19 protein-coding genes and 1 pseudogene are annotated in these 19,111 nt (G+C 68.2%); 10 read left to right on the top strand and 10 right to left on the bottom strand.

Annotation, left to right across the window (positions count from 1 at the left end; translation table 11 throughout):
- Position 1: 1 nt before the first annotated feature.
- From ACODT0_RS31690 to gspG, 7 genes are all read right to left on the bottom strand, one after another.
- Positions 2 to 568: a type II secretion system protein M gene (locus ACODT0_RS31690; RefSeq protein ID WP_057598076.1), complete on the bottom strand. Its 567-nt coding sequence runs from the start codon at positions 566 to 568 to the stop codon at positions 2 to 4.
- Positions 565 to 1,776, bottom strand: a complete 1,212-nt coding sequence (gene gspL / locus ACODT0_RS31685; protein ID WP_057594109.1) for a type II secretion system protein GspL — start codon at positions 1,774 to 1,776, stop codon at positions 565 to 567. The genes ACODT0_RS31690 and gspL overlap by 4 nt, the downstream gene beginning before the upstream one ends.
- A gap of 128 nt (positions 1,777 to 1,904) precedes the next feature.
- Positions 1,905 to 2,903, bottom strand: coding sequence for a type II secretion system minor pseudopilin GspK (gene gspK / locus ACODT0_RS31680; protein WP_057594108.1), 999 nt, complete (start codon positions 2,901 to 2,903; stop codon positions 1,905 to 1,907).
- The gene (locus ACODT0_RS31675; protein WP_261209592.1) at positions 2,900 to 3,610 is read right to left on the bottom strand and encodes a PulJ/GspJ family protein; all 711 of its coding nucleotides are present in this window, start codon (positions 3,608 to 3,610) and stop codon (positions 2,900 to 2,902) included. The genes gspK and ACODT0_RS31675 overlap by 4 nt, the downstream gene beginning before the upstream one ends.
- On the bottom strand, positions 3,610 to 4,002 hold the full coding sequence (gspI, locus tag ACODT0_RS31670; RefSeq protein WP_057594106.1) for a type II secretion system minor pseudopilin GspI: 393 nt from the start codon (positions 4,000 to 4,002) through the stop codon (positions 3,610 to 3,612). The genes ACODT0_RS31675 and gspI overlap by 1 nt, the downstream gene beginning before the upstream one ends.
- Positions 3,999 to 4,478, bottom strand: a complete 480-nt coding sequence (locus ACODT0_RS31665; protein ID WP_057594105.1) for a prepilin-type N-terminal cleavage/methylation domain-containing protein — start codon at positions 4,476 to 4,478, stop codon at positions 3,999 to 4,001. The genes gspI and ACODT0_RS31665 overlap by 4 nt, the downstream gene beginning before the upstream one ends.
- Positions 4,453 to 4,893 carry a type II secretion system major pseudopilin GspG gene (gene gspG / locus ACODT0_RS31660; RefSeq protein ID WP_057594104.1) on the bottom strand — a complete coding sequence of 147 codons (441 nt, stop codon included), beginning with the start codon at positions 4,891 to 4,893 and terminating at the stop codon, positions 4,453 to 4,455. Before gspG ends, ACODT0_RS31665 begins: the two co-directional genes overlap by 26 nt.
- A gap of 50 nt (positions 4,894 to 4,943) precedes the next feature.
- Here gspG and ACODT0_RS31655 point away from each other — a divergent pair, with 50 nt between their 5' ends.
- Entirely contained in the window at positions 4,944 to 5,576 is a 633-nt protein-coding gene (locus ACODT0_RS31655; protein WP_261209597.1) for a type II secretion system protein N, read from the top strand.
- A gap of 51 nt (positions 5,577 to 5,627) precedes the next feature.
- Here the strand turns inward: ACODT0_RS31655 and ilvA are convergent, their stop codons facing one another.
- Positions 5,628 to 7,220, bottom strand: a complete 1,593-nt coding sequence (ilvA, locus tag ACODT0_RS31650; protein WP_261209598.1) for a threonine ammonia-lyase, biosynthetic — start codon at positions 7,218 to 7,220, stop codon at positions 5,628 to 5,630.
- Positions 7,221 to 7,290: 70 nt separating this feature from the next.
- Here ilvA and ACODT0_RS31645 point away from each other — a divergent pair, with 70 nt between their 5' ends.
- A complete protein-coding gene (locus tag ACODT0_RS31645; RefSeq protein ID WP_057594102.1) occupies positions 7,291 to 8,421 on the top strand; it encodes a hypothetical protein in 1,131 nt (376 codons plus the stop codon).
- Positions 8,422 to 8,620: 199 nt separating this feature from the next.
- Here the strand turns inward: ACODT0_RS31645 and ACODT0_RS31640 are convergent, their stop codons facing one another.
- On the bottom strand, positions 8,621 to 9,910 hold the full coding sequence (locus ACODT0_RS31640; RefSeq protein ID WP_489043112.1) for a porin: 1,290 nt from the start codon (positions 9,908 to 9,910) through the stop codon (positions 8,621 to 8,623).
- Between the two features lie 253 nt (positions 9,911 to 10,163).
- Here ACODT0_RS31640 and ACODT0_RS31635 point away from each other — a divergent pair, with 253 nt between their 5' ends.
- Entirely contained in the window at positions 10,164 to 10,613 is a 450-nt protein-coding gene (locus ACODT0_RS31635) for an OsmC family protein (protein WP_057594099.1), read from the top strand.
- Positions 10,614 to 10,625: 12 nt separating this feature from the next.
- On the opposite strand, the gene coq7 is transcribed toward ACODT0_RS31635, so the two are convergent.
- Positions 10,626 to 11,255, bottom strand: coding sequence for a 2-polyprenyl-3-methyl-6-methoxy-1,4-benzoquinone monooxygenase (coq7, locus tag ACODT0_RS31630; RefSeq protein ID WP_057594100.1), 630 nt, complete (start codon positions 11,253 to 11,255; stop codon positions 10,626 to 10,628).
- 280 nt (positions 11,256 to 11,535) lie between these two features.
- On the opposite strand from coq7, the gene ACODT0_RS31625 reads away from it, so the two are divergent.
- The 7 genes and pseudogenes from ACODT0_RS31625 to ACODT0_RS31595 all read left to right on the top strand — a co-directional run.
- Entirely contained in the window at positions 11,536 to 12,807 is a 1,272-nt protein-coding gene (locus tag ACODT0_RS31625) for a porin (RefSeq protein ID WP_296731284.1), read from the top strand.
- A 223-nt stretch (positions 12,808 to 13,030) separates the two neighbouring features.
- Complete coding sequence (locus ACODT0_RS31620) at positions 13,031 to 14,011, top strand: ABC transporter permease (protein WP_489043098.1); 981 nt, start codon at positions 13,031 to 13,033, stop codon at positions 14,009 to 14,011.
- A gap of 1 nt (position 14,012) precedes the next feature.
- Positions 14,013 to 15,287, top strand: coding sequence for a M20 aminoacylase family protein (locus tag ACODT0_RS31615; RefSeq protein ID WP_489043097.1), 1,275 nt, complete (start codon positions 14,013 to 14,015; stop codon positions 15,285 to 15,287).
- Between the two features lie 32 nt (positions 15,288 to 15,319).
- Entirely contained in the window at positions 15,320 to 16,903 is a 1,584-nt protein-coding gene (locus ACODT0_RS31610) for an ABC transporter substrate-binding protein (protein ID WP_203204548.1), read from the top strand.
- A gap of 72 nt (positions 16,904 to 16,975) precedes the next feature.
- On the top strand, positions 16,976 to 17,887 hold the full coding sequence (locus ACODT0_RS31605) for an ABC transporter permease (RefSeq protein WP_057594095.1): 912 nt from the start codon (positions 16,976 to 16,978) through the stop codon (positions 17,885 to 17,887).
- 18 nt (positions 17,888 to 17,905) lie between these two features.
- Entirely contained in the window at positions 17,906 to 18,976 is a 1,071-nt protein-coding gene (locus tag ACODT0_RS31600) for an ABC transporter ATP-binding protein (protein ID WP_057594094.1), read from the top strand.
- Positions 18,973 to 19,111, top strand: a pseudogene (locus ACODT0_RS31595) (ABC transporter ATP-binding protein); the annotation flags it as partial. The gene ACODT0_RS31600 and the pseudogene ACODT0_RS31595, both read left to right, overlap by 4 nt.

Below are 19,111 nucleotides of genomic sequence, written 5' to 3'. Positions count from 1 at the left end.
CTCATCGCGCGGCCGGCAGCGTCATGACGAGGGTGCCCTCCCAGCGGATCTGCGGCGGCTCGGGCGTCTTGTCGCGCGCGGCGGCCTGCGCCGGGCCGGTGGGCGGGGTCGGCGTGGCGGCGACGGCGCGCGTGAGATGCGCCTCGCGCGGCACCGCATGGGCATTGCCGCGCGCCTGCGCGAGCCATTGCGCGAGCGCGTCGGCGGCGGTGGGACGCAGCGTGACGGTGGCGACGTCGCCGGAGCCGCCGCCACCGGTCATCAGCTGGCCGCTGGCGCCGATGCCCTGGCGCACCGAGGTCTCGAGCGCGCGCAGCGCGTCGTCGCGCGCCAGCCGCGGTTGCGACTGCAGCGCCTTGGCGCGGTTCTGCAGGGTGGCCATCTGCTGCAGCTGCGCGTCGAGCTTCGCGTGCTCGGCCGGCGCGGCCCAGAGGGTGCGCAGCGCGGGCGCGAGCGCGATCCACCACAGCAGGGCCAGCGCCACCAGCGAGACGGCGGCGATCACCATGCGGCGCTCGCGCATCGCGAGGACGGCCCAGCGGGCCTTGAGTTCTTCGGTGAATTTCATCGGGTGGCCTCGGCCTGTACCAGCAGCAGATCGCCCTCGGTGCGCACGCCGTAGCCGCGCGGCGCCATCGCGGACGTGAGCTGCGAAACCTCGGAGGGCTGCAGCCCGAGGCCGCGCAGACGCAACTGGCCGGCCACATAGTCGATGGCGCTCGGCACGCGGCCCGGCGGAAGATTGCCGGCGAGCGCGCCGAGCATGGGTTCGAAGTCGCCGCTGGTCACGTCGCCCACGGCGAGCTGCAGCGCGGCGACTTCGCGCTGCATCTGCACCGGCGCGTCGACCACCAGCTTGACGGCGGGGAAGGTCTGCGTGAGCACGCCCTTGACGGCTTCGCGTTTGGCCTCGAGCGCGCTGCGCTCCTTCCAGGCCCAGGCGTTGAGGCCGACGAGCTGCACCAGCACCAGCACCACCGCGCCCCAGCGCGCGGCGCGCCATTCGGGCGCGTAGCGCAGGGTCTGGACCACGGAGGCGAATTTCTTGCCGGCGCGCGCGCGGCCCGTGACCGCGAGGTCGAACTGCGCGAGCTCCCAGCGCGAGCGCGCGGCCTGCAGCCAGCGCTGCGGCGCCTGCACGATCGGCACGCGCTGCTCGAGCAGCCGTTCGGCCGCCGCGGCCACGGCCGGCTCGGCCGAGATCACGGCGGTGTCGGCCGGCAGGCCGGCCGAGAGCGCGAGGCCGGCGCCCGCGAGCGGCAGCGAGACCACGCCATCGGCGTCGCAGACCGTGAGCTGCGGGGCTTCGGGCTCGCCGGTGATCAGCAACTGCGGCGGGCCGTCGGCCGGCTGCGGCGCGAACTCGGGAACGATGCGGGTGACGCGCCGGCCGCTGGCCTCGAGCGCCTGCACCACCGAGCGCAGCCAGATGCGGTTGCAGGCCGCGACCCACACCGGATCGCCGGCGCGCGCCTCGGGCTCGAGGGCGAAGTGCAGCGCCTCGGGGTCGTCGAGCAGGTGTTCCTCGAGCAGGCCATCGAGCACGGCGCGCAGCTTGGAGGCGCTGCCCATGCTGCCCTTGGGCAGCGTGACGCGGTGCCACGAGAGCGCGGTCGACGGCACGCCGAGCGTGACCTCGCTGCCCGAGGGCAGCAGCGCGAGCAGTGCGCGGCCATGGTCGCGCAGCACGATGCCGTCGTCGCCGGCCTGGGCCCAGTCGTACTCGCCCGCGGCGTCGGCCGGAGGCAGGGGAGCGATGAGCAGCAGCGGGGTCATGGGGGTGTGGGGAAAAGCCGGTGATTGTAGGTGGGCGTCTTACAAAGGCGCACTACGTTTTTCATAGCGTACCTGACAGATGTGACGGGCGTTGGAAGGCGTTTATGCTCGGAAAAATGTAACGGGCCTCAGGGTTTGACCGAGGTGTAGGTGGCGCCGGTGCCGCGCGTACGCCACAAGGTCTTGACGGTGACGCCATCGCGTTGCAGCAGCGAACGCTCGTCGACCCAGGTGCGGTCGATGCGCAGGCGGCCGTAGACCTCGAAGAACTGCGTGGCGACGCCGTGCTGCTCGGCGTTGAACAGGCCGCCGTCGGCGGGCAGGCCGGCATTGGCGTCCGCGAAGGTCTTGAAGTACGTGCGCGTGCGTCGTTCCACCAGCTGGCGCGCGTTGGCGATGGTGAGCGAGGGCAGGCTGGCGGCAATGACTTCGGCGGACGCCGTGTTGAGGTTGATCGGCGTGCGGATCGGCAGCACCGTGACGTAGGGCTCGAGCGCGGCCGCGGTCGCAGGCGAGAGGCCGAGCCACACGAGCTGCGACACCTCCTGCGGCATCAGCGGCGCGCTGGCGCCGTCGTCGGCCGGTGCGCCGGCCGAGGCATCGGTGGTGGTGTTCAGGGTGCGCGTCAGCGAGGCGACCATCGCGTTGAGTTCGGCGCCCGGCAGGTTCAGCAATCCGAACAGCTTGGTGAAGGCGGCGACCGCCGCTGGCACCGGCTTGCCCGCATTCACCAGCGTCAGCACGTTGAGCTTGGACTGCGCATCGACGATGCGGCCCGAGAGGAAGGCATCGGGCAGGCCCTCGAGCTGGTCGCTCGAGACGTTCTTGTCGGCCGCCAGGAAGCTGGTGAGCCGCGCTTCCTCGAGCGGCACGGCCCAGGGCTCGGCCAGGTGGTCGGGGCCGCCGGCGCGGCCGTCCTCGCGCAGGATCAGGCGCGACCAGTCGAGCGCGCCGACCAGCACCCAGGCCGCCTGCACGCGCGCGCGCTCGGCCGATTCGACCTCGGACGCGCGCCACTGCTGCCACAGCGCGGCGGCGGCGAAGGTGGCGACCAGCGTCACGGTGAGCATCGCGGCCAGCAGCGCGGCGCCGGCCTGCCGATGGCGTTGGTGGTGGCGTGGCGTCATGAGCGTTGCGATCCCACGGTGGGCCGCACCCAGTCGCGCGTGAGCGTGCCCGAGAGGCCGTCGCCCGGCGGCAGGGTGAGCACCAGCCGAACGCCGTCGGGCATGCTGACGATCGAGCCGGTCGGTGCCTGCGGATTGGCCGGCGTGGCCTGCAGTTCGCTCGCGGGCACCCAGACGTCGTTGCGGAAGTAGTAGAGCTGCCAGCTCTGCACCGGGATCAGCACCGTGTCGCTGAAGCCGTTGGGGCCGCCGTAGCTGCCCTGCGCACCGGCGTTTTCCTGCGCCCACGCGGCGGCCTGGGCCCAGGCCTGCTGCCAGGCGCCACGGGTGCTGAAGGGCGGCGACTGCCAGCGGCGCCAGCGCACGCCGTCGGGGCCGGCGCGCAGCGTCCAGGCCACCACCAGCACGCCGGGGTTGGCGGCGTCGCCGCCGCTGCGCGTGAGGCGCAGCACGCGGCCGTCCCAGTCGATCGGCCGCGTCTGCGCGAGCGCGACCACCGCGTCGAGGTCGGTGCTCCATTGCGCCAGCGTGGTCTGCAGCGTGAGCACCGCGTCGGCGCGCAGCTGGTTCTGCGAGGTGGCGCGCGACATGCCGTCGAGCCCACGCCAGCTGACCAGCGCGAGCAGCGCCATCACCGCGATCGCGACCAGCAGCTCGATCAGCGTGAAGCCGCGGGCGCGGGTTGTGCGGGCAGGCCTGCGGTTCATCAGTAGCGCCCCACCACCGTCGACAGGCGCAGGATCGGCGCATCGACCGCGTCGCGCACCTGCACGTCGACGCGGTTGAAATTGGGATTCAGCGTGGGGGACACGGTGGTCGTCACGTTGAAGCTCGCGCCGGCCTGGGCGCAGATGGAGCCCGAGATGCCCACCCCCGGCATCTGGCGCGCGAGCCGGGCCTTGGCCAGTTCGTTCTCGGCGCACAGGTCGGCCAGCAGCAGGTCGGACTGGCGCTGCGCGTTGCGCGTGAGCGCCATCGTCGCCTCGGAGCCCGCGGCCAGCGCGAGCGCGACGATGCCGAGCGCGATCAGCACCTCGATCAGCGTGAAGCCGCGGCGGCGCCGCGCGGCGGCCGCGGCGCGGGGGGCGCGCTGCCTCATGGATTGCTGACCGAGAAGGGGCGCAGGCCGTCGGTCGCGATGCGCAAGGTGCGCGCGGGCGGGCCGTCGGAGGACAGCAGCACCTGCTGGGGCGCGATGATCGGATCGGGGCCGAGCAGCAGCGCCGCGACCGGAATGCCGTTGGCGAAGAAGGCCTGCGCCGTCATGCCCTGCGAGGCCCAGCCGTTGGGCAGCGTGCCGGGCGGCAGGCCGTCGAACACGAAGCTGCCGCCCTCGACCAGGCGCCAGCGCACCGCGATGCCGCTGGCGCGCGACTGGGCGCGGGCCGATTCGAGCAGCGCGGCGAGGCGGTCGGCCTCGCGGTCGAGCCGGGCCTGGCCGCTGTCGCGCATCGCGAAGCTCACGCCGGCCGTGGCGATCGCGATCACCGCGATCACCACGATCAGTTCGATCAGCGTGAAGCCCGCGGCCCGGCGGCCGGCGCGGCGTCTATTGCCAGCTGCCGATGTCGGCATTCTTGCCCTCGCCGCCGGCCTGTCCATCGGCGCCGAGCGAGAGCACGTCGATTTCGCCCTTGATGCCTGGGTTCATGTACTGGTAGGGATGACCCCAGGGGTCGTTCGGGAGCTTTTCGACGTAAGGCTTCCAGTTGGGGGCCGCCGGGCCGGTGGTCGGGCGCACCAGCAGCGCCTGCAGGCCCTGTTCGGCCGTGGGATAGCGCTGGTTGTCGAGGCGGTAGAGCTTGAGCGCCTGCATCAGGTTGTTGATGTCGGTCTTGGCGGCCGTCACGCGGGCGTCATCGGCCCGCTCGATCACGTTCGGCACGATCAGCGCGGCCAGCACGCCGATGATGACGAGCACCACCATCAGCTCGATCAGCGTGAAGCCGCGCTGGGCGGAACGGGTGGCGGCGCGAAGGAGTTTGGTCATGGATTTCGGTGACATGGTTCGGAAAGCGCGCTGCATGATAATCCGCGGCCATGACAAGTCCCTATACCGCCGCGCGCTGGCATGCGCCCCTCGCAACCACGGGCCTGTGGGCGCTCGCGGCCGGTGCGGCCGTGTTCTGGGGTCTGCGGCTGGCGTCGCCGGTGCAGACCGTCGCCGCGGCCGCTGCCGCCGGACGGCCCGCCGCGGCGGCCGACAACGACGCGGTGGCGCGGATCTTCGGCGTGCTGCCGGCCTCGAGCAACGCGCCGGTGGCGCCCGAGGCGGCCAGCCGCTTCGCGCTCGCGGGCGTGGTGGCCGACCCCTCGAGCCAGGGCGCGGCGCTGATCGCCATCGACGGCAAGCCGCCGCGGCCCTTCCGCGTGGGCTCGCGTGTCGGCGAGGGCTACGTGCTGCAGTCGGTCGGACTGCGCTCGGCGACGCTGGGCACGCGGATGGATGCGCCGGCCGCGTTCACCTTGCAGCTGCCGGTGAAGGCGCCGATCAACGTGAGCGTGCCGCCGCCGATCGGTTCGGCACCCGTGATGCAGGCGCCTCCGAATCCTGGCGTACTGCCTGCGACCATGCCCGCGATGGCGCCTGCCGCCGCCGCGCTGCAGCCGCAGCCGCAGCCGGACGGGGCGGCAATGCCGCAGCCCGGGCAGGGCGGGGCGACCGCGCAGTAGCGCCGCGTTGGGCGGAAAGAAAAAAACCGGCAGCGCGCCGGTTTTCTTCTTTCAGGCCTGGAGGAACAGGCGGTACGCGGGGTTCGCGGTTTCTTCCACGTAGGGATAACCCAGGGTTTCGAGGAAAGCGTCGAATGCTTCGCCGTCGCCGGCGGGCACCTGCAGGCCGACCAGGATGCGGCCGTAATCCGCACCCTGGTTGCGATAGTGGAACAGGCTGATGTTCCAGTTCGGACGCATCAGGCTCAGGAACTTGAGCAGCGCGCCGGGACGCTCGGGGAAGATGAAGCGCAGCAGGCGCTCGTCGTGCGCGAGGCCGGTGCGCCCGCCGACGAGGTGGCGCAGGTGTTCTTTGGCGAGTTCGTCGTGCGTGAGATCGAGCGCGTCGAAGCCGTTCTCGCCGAAGGCCCTGGCGATGACCGCCGACTCGCCGCGCGTCGAGGTCGTGAGGCCGACGAAGACATGGGCCTGGGCCGCGTCGCTGATGCGGTAGTTGAACTCGGTCACGTTGCGCAAGCCGCCGCCCGGAGTGGCCGCGTTCGTGTCGGCGTCGCCGATCGGCATCTGGCCGACCAGCTCGCACAGGCGCCGGAAGCTGCCGCGCTCCTCGGGGATCGTGACCGCGAACAGCGCTTCGCGCTCCTCGCCGACTTCCGCGCGTTCGGCCACGAAGCGCAGGCGGTCGAAGTTCATGTTCGCGCCGCTGAGGATCGCCGCGTAGGTCTCGCCATGGCGGCCATGCTGCGCCGCGTACTGCTTGATCGCCGCCACCGCCAGCGCGCCCGAGGGCTCGACGATGCTGCGCGTGTCGACGAACACGTCCTTGATCGCGGCGCAGACCGCGTCGGTGTCGACCGAGACGTAGTCGTCCACCAGGTCGCTCGCGACGCGGAAGGTTTCCTCGCCCACGAGCTTGACGGCGGTGCCGTCGGCGAACAGGCCCACGTCGGACAAGGTCACGCGCTGGCGCGCCGCGACCGATCGCATCATCGCGTCGGAGTCGTTCATCTGCACGCCGATCACCTTGATCTCGGGACGCACGGCCTTGATGTAGTTGGCCACGCCCGAGATCAGGCCGCCGCCGCCGATCGCGACGAAGACCGCATCGAGCCGGCCCTGGTGCTGCCGCAGGATCTCCATCGCGATCGTGCCCTGGCCCGCGATCACCTCGGGATCGTCGAAGGGGTGCACGAAGGTCAGCTTCTGTTCGGCCTGCAGTTCGAGCGCGCGCGTGTAGGCGTCGGAATAGCTGTCGCCATGCAGCACGACCTCGCCGCCGAAGCCGCGCACCGCATCGATCTTGAGCTTGGGCGTCGTCACCGGCATCACCACCACCGCGCGCGCGCCGAGCTTGCGCGCGCCGAGGGCCACGCCTTGCGCATGGTTGCCGGCCGATGCGCAGATCACGCCGTTGGCGAGTTGCTCGGCGCTCAGGTGCGCCATCTTGTTGTAGGCACCGCGCAATTTGAAGCTGAAGACGGGCTGCTGGTCCTCGCGCTTGAGCAGCACCGTGTTGCCGATTCGCTCGCTCAGCGCGCGCGCTTTTTCGAGGGCCGATTCGACCGCCACGTCGTACACGCGGGCGTTGAGAATTTTTCGGAGATAGTCAGCAGGTGTCAGTGCCGACGAGGGTGCATGGCGCACGATTGTTCCTGGGGAGAATTTTGTTAACAACGAATGATAAGAGGCATCGGGATTGCATACGGGAGATGACATGGACACAAATGTCATAACTCTCTTTCCCAACGCGCCTGCCGCCAATGATTCCGGTTTTTTTGGACGCACCTATCCCGCAGTCCCACCGGCCGCCGAAAAGTTCAAAGACGGACAGAATCTGTTATCAATTTCTGTCAGTGATCTTTCCGAAAAGTTGATGCACGCGGAGGCCGCGCGCGTTCAACGTGGGGAGATAGGACGCGCCACCTGGCAGGTGATGGGCAACAGATTGCGTGCGCATGTCCTTCCGCTGCTGGGGGATTTGCCCGCGCAGGCGTTCGGCACTCGCGATGCGCAGCGGCTCATCGATCGGCTCGGCGACGAGGGCTTCACGAGCACGACGATCGCGCAGTACCTCGTGCTGCTGCGCAAGGTCGTGATGCATGGCGTGCACATCGGTGTGTTGCGCGAAGCGCCGCTGTTTCCGAAGGTGAAGGTGCGCAGCCGGCCGCGCGGAAGCTTCAGCGTGGCCGAGTACCGCGCACTGATCGCCGCGGCGCGCAGGTTGCGCGGCCGATCGCATCCCGTGCTCGATGCACTCGCGCCCGGCGAGCGCTTCTGGATCGCGCGCGAACTGCTGGTGATGCCCGACGAGATGCCGTGGCTGATCCGCTGGATGGTCAACACCTTCGTGCGGCCGAGCGACATCAAGCTCATGAAGCACAAGCACATCGAAGTGGTGCGCGCGAAGCATGTCTACCTGCGCATGAACCTGCCGGAGACGAAGCGCCACAGCCAGCCCATCGTGAGCCTGCAGCCCGCGGTGCGTGTCTACGAACGCCTCGTCGCGCACCGCGCGCGACACGGCTTCGATGGCGCGGACGACTACATCTTCCTGCCGCAGCTCAAGAACCGCGAGCACGCGCTCGCGGTGCTCAACTTCCTCTTTCACTGGGTGCTCGAGGTCGAGGGCATCGAGAAGGGGCCGCTGGGGCAGGACCGCACGCTCTACTGCCTGCGCCATACCGCCATCACGTTGCGTTTGCTCTATGGGCAGGGCATCGACATGCTGACCTTGGCGCGCAATGCAAGAACGAGTGTCAACATGGTCGAGCGCTTCTATGCGTCGGTGCTCAATGGGGAAATGAATGTGGGGCTGTTGCAAAGCCGTCGGGGACGCACGGTGTGAGAGGGCTGCGATGAACCCGCCGGTCCTCGAGGCTTGAGGCCGGCGCCGCAGGCGCCGAAGAGGCGGATTCGGAAAGAGCGTCGACAGAACGCTCGACACGGACGACCAAAAAGCCGCCCGGCGCGAACCGGGCGGCTTGGGATGAGAAGGATTCGATCTGGCGGGAGCCAGCATCGGAATCGGCTTCTTTCAGGTCGGCTTAGAACGCGTGGCGGATGCCGATGTCGTAACCGGTGGCCGTGCGCGGAGCCCAGCCGAGGTTCTTCGCGGCGTCCAGGTAAGCGGGGGTGCCGCCCGTGGTCGCGCCCATCACGCCGGGGTTGTTCTGGCCGTCCTTGATGCGGATGCGAGCCACCGTGGCGTACAGCGCGGTGCGCTTCGACAGGTTGTGCACGTAACCGATGGCGAGCTTGTTGGCCGAAGCATCACGGTTGCCGCCGAAGAGCGCTTCCGCGACGCTGAGCGGCGCGCCGTTCTTGAACTTGACCGTCGAGTACGAAGCGCGGATCAGGCCCGGGCCGACCGGCACCGTCACGCCCAGCAGGTAGCCGTTGTACTTGTCGCTCTGCGAGCTGGTGGCGAAGTAGGGGACCGACTGCAGCGTGAGGGGGTTCACGAAGCTCGAGCTCGCGCCCGTTTCGTTCTTGTCCTTCACGCGGGACACCTCGCCGAAGAGCTTGACCGGACCGAAGTCGTACGAAGCGCCGAGGTTGAAAGTGCTGATCTTGCGATCCTGCGAGCCGGTGATGAGCGACAGGTTGTTGATGGTCACGCTGTCGGCGGCGGTGCTTTGCCCGTAGGCGGCAGCCACGTCGATCGGGCCGTTGGCGTAGCCGAAGCGGCCGCCGACGTAGCGACCCTTGGTCGACGGGCTTTCGGGCAGGCCGCTCGACTTCACGTTCTCGTGCAGCGCGTACTGGATCTGGCCGTAGAAACCGCCCAGGTTCGGAGGCAGGAAGTACCCGATGCTGTTGCTGGCGCGGTAGTAGTTGTCGGTCTTGTCCACGGCGGAGCCGGGGCCGGACGAGGTCGACAGGTTGCTGTTGATCGTGGCGATGAGGTTGGTGCCGACGCCATTGGTGCCGAACGGATCGAACACGGTGTCGTTCCAGAAGGTCGAGGTGTAGTCGCGACCGAGGCGGACTTCACCGAAACCACCCGACAGGCTCACGGTCGAGCGGCGGCTGAAGTCGGCGACGCCCTTCGAGCCGTCGTCGTTGCTGATGGGGGCCTCGAGCCAGAAGCTGGCGGCCAGGCCGCCGCCGAGGTCCTCGGTGCCGCGGAAGCCGAGGCGGCTGGAGTTGTAGCCCGAACGCGAGAGCGCGGTCTGGCTTTGCTTCACGCCGACGGGTGCCACCAGGAAGGGGTTCGCGAGCGCGCTGTAGTAGGTGCTCTTCGTCGAGTAGTTGCTGACTGCGGCATCGACCACACCGAACAACGTGACGGAAGACTGGGCCGAGGCAACACCGGCAACAGCCAGGGCAGCCAGAGCAACTGCCCTTCGGAGCGGATGGCTAGAGTGGGCGCGGCGCCCAAGAAAAAAGCCCCGGGCCTTGCGGCTCGGGGCTAAATCCACCAATTGGAAGGGTGGAGGAGACAACTTGCACGCACCGGGGTGCGCAATGAAATAAAGTATATCGGTTGTTTGTTGCGATGCAACAAGCGAGTGACGCTTTTCCCACACAGATAACGATGCCGGGCGTGATTTTTGCCAGACATCCGGAACCGGAGTTCAAAAAAAGATGGAATGCACTGTAAGTTGGACCGGCAATGCGGGCGCGCGGTCGTCGATGGGCTTTGTGGCCGAGACGGGCAGCGGCCACGTCCTGATGATGGACGGGGCGCCCGATGCGGCCAAGCCCGAGAACGGCGGCCAGAACCTGGCGGCGCGTCCCATGGAGACGGTGCTGGCCGGCACCGGCGGTTGCACGGCCTACGACGTGGTGCTGATCCTCAAGCGCGGCCGCCACCAGGTGGAGCGCTGCAGCGTCAAGCTGACCAGCGAGCGGGCCGAGAAGGATCCCAAGGTGTTCACCAAGATCCACATGCATTTCACCGTGGCCGGCAAGGGAATTCCGGCCTCCGCGGTGGAGCGAGCGATCGCTCTCAGCCATGAGACCTACTGTTCCGCCAGCATCATGCTGGCCAAGACCGCGGAGATCACGACCAGCTTCGACCTGATCGAAGCCTGATCCTCCCGGGGGTCAGATCCGGTGCGCCACGGTCGTCATCACCCGTGAGGCGACGCGCATCAGGGCCTTGGCGGGCGGCGGCAGCTCGGCGGCGCCTGCGGCCACGGCGTTGTCGGCGTGCCGGGCCTCGTCGGCCTTCATCTGCTCGACCACCGCGCGCGAAGCGCTGTCCGCGGGGGGGAGCCGGTCCAGGTGGCTGTCCAGGTGGGCCTCGACCTGGCGCTCGGTTTCCGCCACGAAGCCCAGGCTCAGCGGATCGCCGAGCCGCCCGGCGACCAGGCCAAGCCCGAAAGCACCCGCGTACCAGAGTGGATTGAGCATCGAGGGGCGTGCGCCGAGCGCGTCCAGGCGCTCGCGCGTCCAGGCCAGGTGGTCCGTTTCCTCGTGCGCTGCCTCGAGCAGTTGCGCGCGCAGCAGGGGATCGCGCGCCACGGCCGCCTGCGCCGTGTAGAGCGCCTGCGCGCACACTTCCCCGACATGGTTGACGCGCATCAGCGCGCCGGCCTCGCGCCGCTCCGTGTCGCTCAATTCCCCGCCGGGCTGGGCGGGGACGGGGCTCGCGCGGGTGGCATGCGGACGGGCGAACAGCGTCCGCAGCGCGGAATCGGCGGCGGTCAGCAGGGGGTCGAGCGAAGTCGTCATGAAGGGATTGGAACGCAACTTGCCAAAGCACCAATTCCGGCAAGTTTGTTTCACATCATGAGATGGAAAGGCCCTAAGTCCTTTGTTGCATCACTGCAACGAAACGCGGGGAGGGTAGGAGATTTCGGCCGAATTGTTTTGCCCTGCCGCAGCGGCTCTGGTGCAATAGCGACAACTTCCCAAAAGGAGGTTGGCCCGGGGTCCGGTGGGAGCACAGAAGTGCCAGTCACGGTGAGCCCTTCGCGCCGGAGCCCTATGTTTAACCTTGGAGAAACTTGCAATGAAAAAATCTCTAGTTGCTCTGGCTGCCCTGGCTGTTGCCGGTGTTGCCTCGGCGCAATCGTCCGTGACGCTGTTCGGCGTGGTTGACGCTGCAGTCAGCGGCTATTCGACCAAGAGCAATCTGTACTACACGAACCCGTTCGCGGTTCCGTTCACGGTGCCGGGCTCGCTCAAGCGCAGCCAGACCGCTCTGTCGAACTCGGGCTACAACTCCAGCCGCATCGGCTTCCGTGGTACGGAAGACCTCGGTGGTGGCCTGGCAGCCAGCTTCTGGCTCGAAGCCCCGATCACGAACGACGACGGCAAGGGTGGTATCTCCAACTTCGCTCGCCGCTCGACCGTGAGCCTGTCGGGTGGTTTCGGTGAAATCCGTCTGGGTCGTGACTACACCGCCACGTTCTGGAACGACACCGTGTTCGACCCCTTCGGCACCAACGGTGTCGGTTCGAGCGCGATCTTCCGCACCAACGTGAACCTGGCTGCTACGCACGGCGGTACGCCGAACGGCGCCGCAGGCTCGGACAGCTATGTCCGCACCAGCAACGCCATCGCCTACTTCCTGCCCCCGAACCTGGGCGGTTTCTACGGCCAGTTCCAGTACGCTCTGCATGAGAACGTCAAGACCGACGAACTCAACGGCAGCCCGTCGAAGAAGGGTCGCTACATCGGTGGCCGCTTCGGCTACGCGAATGGTCCCCTGGACGTCGCAGCCGCCTACGGCATCGACACCAAGGACAGCCTGACCGACCTGACCGTCGCTGGCAAGGATCGTCTGAAGACCTTCAACCTGGGCGCTTCGTACGACTTCGGTCCCGTCAAGCTGTTCGGTGAACTGTCGCAAGTCAAGGACGCGTACAACCTGAGCTCGACGGTCACCCTGGGTGGCTTCCCGTACCTGCTGACGCAAGGCGTGTCGAACAAGTACAACGGCGCTCTGATCGGTGCGACGATCCCCGTCGGCCCCGGCCTGATCCGCGCTTCGTACTCGCAAGTCAAGTACAAGCCTGACTCGGCCATCGTGCCGTTCAACTTCTACAACAACGGCAGCAGCCGCGCCAGCCAGTTCGCTGTTGGCTATGTGCACAACCTGTCGAAGCGTACGGCTCTGTACGCTACGCTGTCGCGCATCTCCATCAAGGACGGCCAGAACAACCCTGGCGTGATGGGCATCACGACCGGCGGTTCGCCGGCCTACGGCACCCTGACGGGCTACACGTACGCTCCGAAGAGCGCCACGGGTTACGACTTCGGTATCCGTCACGCTTTCTAATTTGATGCTGGCGCAAGCCAGCTTCGAATCGAAAGATCAAAAAGCCGCTCGACGCAAGTCGAGCGGCTTTTTTTCATGGGCATTCCAGCGGCCCTGGCGATGCCGGGATACCCTCGCGCACCGTTGCGAGATCGCATGCGCACCAAGCGCGTGCACCCCGGGGGAACCCCCGTGCGGGCACGCAGTTTGCACTGCTAGCATGCCTGCTCTTTTTCAGAACTGAATGATTGCCTTCGTACTGCGCCGCCTGATCCAGGCCGTGATCGTGATGGTCGCGGTCGCGTTCATCGCCTTCCTTCTCTTCCAATACGTGGGCGATCCGGTCGTGTTCCTGCTGGGCCAGGACGCCCGGCCCGAACAGATCCGCGAAATGCGCTCCGCACTGGGGCTCGATCGGCCCTTCTTCGTGCAGTTCTGGCATTTCCTGGTGAATGCCGCGCAGGGCGAGTTCGGCCTGAGCCTGCGCCAGGGCGCCAAGGTCTCGCGCCTGATCGGCGAGCGCTTCCCTGCCACGCTCGAACTCGCGCTGGTCGCGGCCGTGCTCGCGCTGCTGGTCGGCATCCCGATGGGCGTGTACACCGCGCTGCGCCGCGGTACCTTCATGAGCCAGGTCTTCATGACTGTCTCGCTGCTCGGCGTGTCGCTGCCCACCTTCCTGATCGGCATCCTGCTGATCCTGGTCTTCGCCGTCACGCTCGGCTGGTTCCCGAGCTTCGGCCGCGGCGACACCGTGCAGATCGGCTGGTGGTCCACCGGCCTGCTCAAGCCCGACGGCTGGATGCACATCGTGCTGCCCGCGATCACGCTCGCGATCTTCCAGCTCACGCTGATCATGCGGCTGGTGCGCGCCGAGATGCTCGAGGTGCTGCGCACCGACTACATCAAGTTCGCGCGCGCACGCGGCCTCTCGAACCGCGCCATCCACTTCGGCCATGCGCTCAAGAACACGCTGGTGCCCGTGATGACCATCACCGGCCTGCAGCTCGGCGGCCTCATCGCCTTCGCGATCATCACCGAGTCGGTGTTCCAGTGGCCGGGCATGGGCCTGCTGTTCATCCAGGCCGTGACCTTCGCCGACATCCCAGTGATGGCCGCCTACCTGTGCCTGATCGCGCTGATCTTCGTCACCATCAACCTCATCGTGGACCTGCTGTATTTCGTGGTCGATCCACGGCTGCGCATCGGCAAGGCGGGAGGACACTGACATGAGCGCCACCCCCACCGCGGCCACTCCGCGCCTGCAGGCCAACGGCCGCGCCTTCGCCCACATCGCGAGCTTCTACCCCGAGATCGAGGCCTTCCGGCGCGACCTGCATGCGCATCCCGAACTGGGCTTCGAGGAGGTCTACACCTCGGGCCGTGTGCGCGAGGCGCTGCGCGCCTGCGGTGTCGACGAGATCCACGAGGGCATCGGCAAGACCGGCCTGGTCGGCGTGATCCGCGGCCGCTCCACCGCCAGCGGCCGCATGATCGGCCTGCGCGCCGACATGGATGCGCTGCCGATGCGCGAGGACAACGACTTCGGCTGGCGCTCCGCCACCGAGGGCCTGATGCACGGCTGCGGCCACGACGGCCACACGGCGATGCTCGTGGGCGCCGCGCGCTACCTCGCCGAGACGCGCAACTTCGACGGCACCGCGGTGCTGATCTTCCAGCCTGGCGAGGAAGGCTACGCCGGCGCGCGCGTGATGATCGAGGACGGCCTGTTCGACCGCTTCCCGGTGCAGTCGGTCTATGCCATGCACAACTGGCCCGCGATGCCGGCCGGCACGGTCGGCATCAACCGCGGCGCGATGATGGCCGCGGCCGACCGCATCACGATCGAGATCAAGGGCAAGGGCGGCCATGGCGCGCATGCCTACCTCACGGTCGATCCCGTGGCCGTGGCGGCGCATCTGATCACCGCGGTGCAGACCATCGTCTCGCGCAACGTGCGGCCCATCGACGCGGCCGTGATCAGTATCTGCGCGATGCAGGCGGGCGACCTCGGCGCCTTCAGCGTGGTGCCGGGCGAGGCCACCCTCGTGGGCACCGTGCGAACCTTCAGCGCGCGCGTCCAGGCGCAGGTCGAGCAGCGGCTCGGCGAGCTCTGCAAGTCCGTGGCCGCGGGCTTCGGCGCCACCGCCACGCTGAAGTACGAACGCATCTACCCGGCCACCATCAACACCGCGCCCGAGGCCATGTTCGCGGCCGACGTGGCCGAGTCGCTGGTCGGCGCCTCCAATGTCGATCGCAGCCTCGAGCCCAGCATGGGCGCCGAGGACTTCTCGTTCATGCTGCAGAAGAAGGCCGGTGCCTACCTGCGCCTGGGCCAGGACGCGCGCCGCGGCGCCTTCCTGCACAACAGCCGCTACGACTTCAATGACGAGATCCTGCCGCTCGGCGCCGCGTTGCACGCGGGGCTGATCGAGCGGGGCATGCCGCTCGCCGCGACCCGCGGCGGGCAGCCGGAGAGAGCTGCCGCCACCGCGGCGCCTTGATTGTTTTGATCCCAACCCGAGGAGTGTTTCCCATGAGTCTCAGAAGAAATGTGGCCGCGGCCGCGGTCGTGTGCGCCCTGGGCGCCGTCAGCATGGTCGCCGGCGCGCAGACCATCCGCATCGCCAACCAGGGCGACGCGCTGTCGCTCGATCCGCACTCGCTCAACGAATCGCTGCAGCTCAGCGTGACGGCGAACGTCTACGAAACCCTCGTGGGCCGCAACAAGGACCTGAGCCTCGCGCCGCTTCTGGCCACCAGCTGGAAACAGACCTCGCCCGACGTCTGGCGCTTCGAGCTGCGCAAGGGCGTGGTGTTCCACGACGGCACGCCGTTCACCGCCGACGACGTGGTGTTCAGCTTCGCGCGCGCGCAGGGCGACGGCTCCGACATGAAGGCCACGCTCAGCGAGATCAAGGCCGTGCGCAAGGTCGGCGAGCTCGCCGTCGAGATCGAGACCAACGGCCCGTTCCCGATCCTGCCCGACGTGATCTCGCTGACGATGATCATGAGCAAGAAATGGTGCGAGGAGAACCAGGCCACCAAGCCGGTCGACCGCCGCAAGGGCATCGAGAACACGGCCTCGTTCAAGGCCAACGGCACCGGCCCGTTCCGCGTGCGCGAGCGCCAGCCGAACGTGCGCACAGTGTTCACGCGCAACGGCACCTACTGGGGCAAGATCGACGGCAACGCGCAGGAGATCGTCTTCACGCCGATCGCCAACCCCGCCACCCGCGTGGCCGCGCTGGTCTCGGGCGAGGTCGACGTGATGGAGCCGGTGCCCGTGCAGGACATCGCGCGCATCAACGCCGCGCCCAACGCTCGCGTGATCACCGGCCCCGAGCTGCGCACCATCTTCCTGGGCATGGACCAGAAGCGCGACGAGCTGCAGTACTCGAACATCAAGGGCAAGAACCCGTTCAAGGACAAGCGCGTTCGCCAGGCCTTCTACCAGGCCATCGACATCGCCGGCATCCAGCGCACCGTGATGCGCGGCGCCTCGCGGCCCACGGGCCTGCTGGTCGGCCCCGGCATCAACGGCTGGACCGCCGAGCAGGACAAGCGCCTGCCCTTCGACGTCGAGGCCGCCAAGAAGCTGCTGACCGAGGCCGGCTATCCGAACGGCTTCGAGGTCTCGCTCAACTGCCCGAACGACCGCTACGTCAACGACGGCCAGATCTGCCAGAGCGTGGCCGCCAACCTCGCGAAGATCGGCGTCAAGATCAACCTCGTGGCCGAGACCAAGGGCACCTACTTCCCGAAGATCCTGCGCCGCGACACCAGCTTCTACATGCTGGGCTGGACCCCGACCACCTACGACTCGCACAACGCACTGAGCTCGCTGACCTCCTGCCCCGACGACAAGGGCACGGGCCAGTTCAACCTGGGCGCCTACTGCAATCCGAAGCTCGACGAGATCACGAAGAAGATCCAGTCCGAGAGCGACAAGGCCAAGCGCAACGAGCTGATCAAGGAAGCCTTCAAGATCCATGCGGACGACGTCGGCACGCTGCCGCTGCACCAGCAGTCGCTGGCCTGGGGCGTGAGCAAGAAGGTCGAGCTGGTGCAGCTGGCCGACAACTTCATGTATTTCAAGTGGATGAGCGTCAAGCCCTGACGCGGCCCTTCGCTGCTCTTGCGGCCTGACCATGGGCCCGCTTCTTGCGGGCCCATTCCTTTTGCTTCCACGATGAAAAAAACCATAGTCCGCTGGTTCGACAGCGACGTCGGCTACAGCTTCCGCACCTCGCCGGTGGCGATCGTCGCGGCGCTGATCGCGCTGACCTGCCTGTTCTGCGCGGTGTTCGCCGGCTGGGTGTCGCCGCACAACCCCTTCGATCTCGCATCGCTCGAACTCGGCGATGCGCGCCTGCCGCCGGCCTGGACCACCGACGGTTCGGCCAAGTACCTGCTGGGCACCGACGACCAGGGCCGCGACATCCTCTCGGCCGTGATCTACGGCGCGCGCATCTCGCTGATCGTCGGCGTGGTGTCGGTGGTGCTGTCGGTCTTCGTCGGCGTCGTGCTGGGCCTCTTGGCCGGCTTCTTCGGCGGCTGGCTCGACACCTTCCTCATGCGGCTGTGCGACGTGATGCTGTCGTTCCCGCCGATCCTGGTCGCGCTGCTGATCGCCGGCGTGGGCCGCGCGCTGTTCCCGCATGCCAACGATTCGCTGGCCTTCGGCGTGCTCATCATCTCGATTTCGCTGACCGGCTGGGTGCAGTACGCGCGCACCGTGCGCGGCTCCACGCTGGTGGAACGCAGCAAGGAATACGTGCAGGCCGCGCGCGTCACCGGCGTCGCGCCGCTGCGCATCATGCTGCGCCACGTGCTGCCCAACGTGCTCGGGCCGGTGATGGTGCTGGCCACGATCCAGGTCGCGACCGCGATCATCACCGAGGCCACGCTGTCCTTCCTCGGCGTCGGCGTGCCGCCGACCTCGCCCTCGCTGGGCACGCTCATCAGCATCGGCAACCAGTACCTGTTCTCGGGCGAGTGGTGGATCACCGTGTTCCCCGGAGCGATGCTGGTGCTGATCGCGCTCAGCGTGAACCTGCTGGGCGACTGGCTGCGCGATGCGCTCAACCCGCGGCTGCGCTGAAGAAGCGGGAGACACGCCATGACACTGCTCCAGGTCAAGAACCTCGTCGTCGAATTCCCGAACCGCCGCGGCACCCTGCGCGCGCTCGACGACATCTCCTTCGACATCGCACCCGGCGAGATCCTCGGCGTGGTCGGCGAATCGGGCGCGGGCAAGTCGCTCACCGGCGCCTCGATCATCGGCCTGCTCGAGCCGCCGGGCCGCGTGGCCGGCGGCCAGATCCTGCTCGAGGGCCAGCGCATCGACAACCTCGGCTTCGACGCCATGCGGCCGATCCGCGGCCGCAAGATCGGCGCGATCTTCCAGGACCCGCTGACCTCGCTGAACCCGCTCTACACGGTGGGCCGACAGCTCATCGAGACCATCCGCACCCACCTGCCCGTGACCGAATCGGAAGCGCGCAAGCGTGCCATCGGCCTGCTGCAGGACACCGGCATTCCCGCCGCCGAGCAGCGCATCGACCATTTCCCGCACCAGTTCTCGGGCGGGATGCGCCAGCGCGTGGTGATCGCGCTCGCGCTCGCGGCCGAGCCCAAGCTGATCGTGGCCGACGAGCCGACCACCGCGCTCGACGTGTCGATCCAGGCGCAGATCATCCAGTTGCTCAAGCGCGTCTGCAAGGACCGCGGCGCGGCCGTGATGCTGATCACGCACGACATGGGCGTGATCGCCGAGACCTGCGACCGCGTGGCCGTGATGTATGCGGGCCGCATCGCCGAGATCGGCCCGGTGCACGAGGTCATCCACCAGGCGGCGCATCCCTACACCGCGGGCCTGATGGCTTCGATCCCCGACATGGCGAGCGACCGCGAGCGGCTGAACCAGATCGACGGCGCGATGCCGCGGCTCAATGCGATCCCCAGGGGCTGCGCCTACAACCCGCGCTGCCCGCGCACCTTCGCGCGCTGCCTCGAGGAGCGGCCCGAGCTGATGCACGCGGGCGCCACGCGCGCCGCCTGCTGGCTGCACGACGCGACCGATCCGCACACCGGCCAGGCCGAGATCGCGGCGAAGCATCACGACGTGCTCGCGGCCGGCGAACGCGCCACGCCCGAGGCGGCGGAACCGATCGTGGAGGTGACGCGATGAGCGCCGTGATCGAACCCGGCAAGGCCACCGGCGGCGAACCGCTCGTGGTGGCCCACGACCTCGCGCGCACCTTCGACGTCTCGCCGCCCTGGCTCAACCGCGTGCTCGAGCGCAAGCCGCGCGTGCTGCTGCATG

It is taken from the genome of Variovorax sp. FG153, assembly GCF_057809595.1.
Note: the sequence above shows the minus strand (reverse complement) of the source record. Positions and strands in the feature narration are given on the sequence as shown.

Coding starts and splice junctions, on each gene's coding strand:
- ACODT0_RS31690 (WP_057598076.1), bottom strand. CDS start 568: ATGAAATTCACCGAAGAACTCAAGGCCCGCTGGGCCGTCCTCGCGATG.
- gspL (WP_057594109.1), bottom strand. CDS start 1,776: ATGACCCCGCTGCTGCTCATCGCTCCCCTGCCTCCGGCCGACGCCGCG.
- gspK (WP_057594108.1), bottom strand. CDS start 2,903: ATGACGCCACGCCACCACCAACGCCATCGGCAGGCCGGCGCCGCGCTG.
- ACODT0_RS31675 (WP_261209592.1), bottom strand. CDS start 3,610: ATGAACCGCAGGCCTGCCCGCACAACCCGCGCCCGCGGCTTCACGCTG.
- gspI (WP_057594106.1), bottom strand. CDS start 4,002: ATGAGGCAGCGCGCCCCCCGCGCCGCGGCCGCCGCGCGGCGCCGCCGC.
- ACODT0_RS31665 (WP_057594105.1), bottom strand. CDS start 4,478: ATGCCGACATCGGCAGCTGGCAATAGACGCCGCGCCGGCCGCCGGGCC.
- gspG (WP_057594104.1), bottom strand. CDS start 4,893: ATGACCAAACTCCTTCGCGCCGCCACCCGTTCCGCCCAGCGCGGCTTC.
- ACODT0_RS31655 (WP_261209597.1), top strand. CDS start 4,944: ATGACAAGTCCCTATACCGCCGCGCGCTGGCATGCGCCCCTCGCAACC.
- ACODT0_RS31645 (WP_057594102.1), top strand. CDS start 7,291: ATGGACACAAATGTCATAACTCTCTTTCCCAACGCGCCTGCCGCCAAT.
- ACODT0_RS31635 (WP_057594099.1), top strand. CDS start 10,164: ATGGAATGCACTGTAAGTTGGACCGGCAATGCGGGCGCGCGGTCGTCG.
- coq7 (WP_057594100.1), bottom strand. CDS start 11,255: ATGACGACTTCGCTCGACCCCCTGCTGACCGCCGCCGATTCCGCGCTG.
- ACODT0_RS31625 (WP_296731284.1), top strand. CDS start 11,536: ATGAAAAAATCTCTAGTTGCTCTGGCTGCCCTGGCTGTTGCCGGTGTT.
- ACODT0_RS31620 (WP_489043098.1), top strand. CDS start 13,031: ATGATTGCCTTCGTACTGCGCCGCCTGATCCAGGCCGTGATCGTGATG.
- ACODT0_RS31615 (WP_489043097.1), top strand. CDS start 14,013: ATGAGCGCCACCCCCACCGCGGCCACTCCGCGCCTGCAGGCCAACGGC.
- ACODT0_RS31610 (WP_203204548.1), top strand. CDS start 15,320: ATGAGTCTCAGAAGAAATGTGGCCGCGGCCGCGGTCGTGTGCGCCCTG.
- ACODT0_RS31605 (WP_057594095.1), top strand. CDS start 16,976: ATGAAAAAAACCATAGTCCGCTGGTTCGACAGCGACGTCGGCTACAGC.
- ACODT0_RS31600 (WP_057594094.1), top strand. CDS start 17,906: ATGACACTGCTCCAGGTCAAGAACCTCGTCGTCGAATTCCCGAACCGC.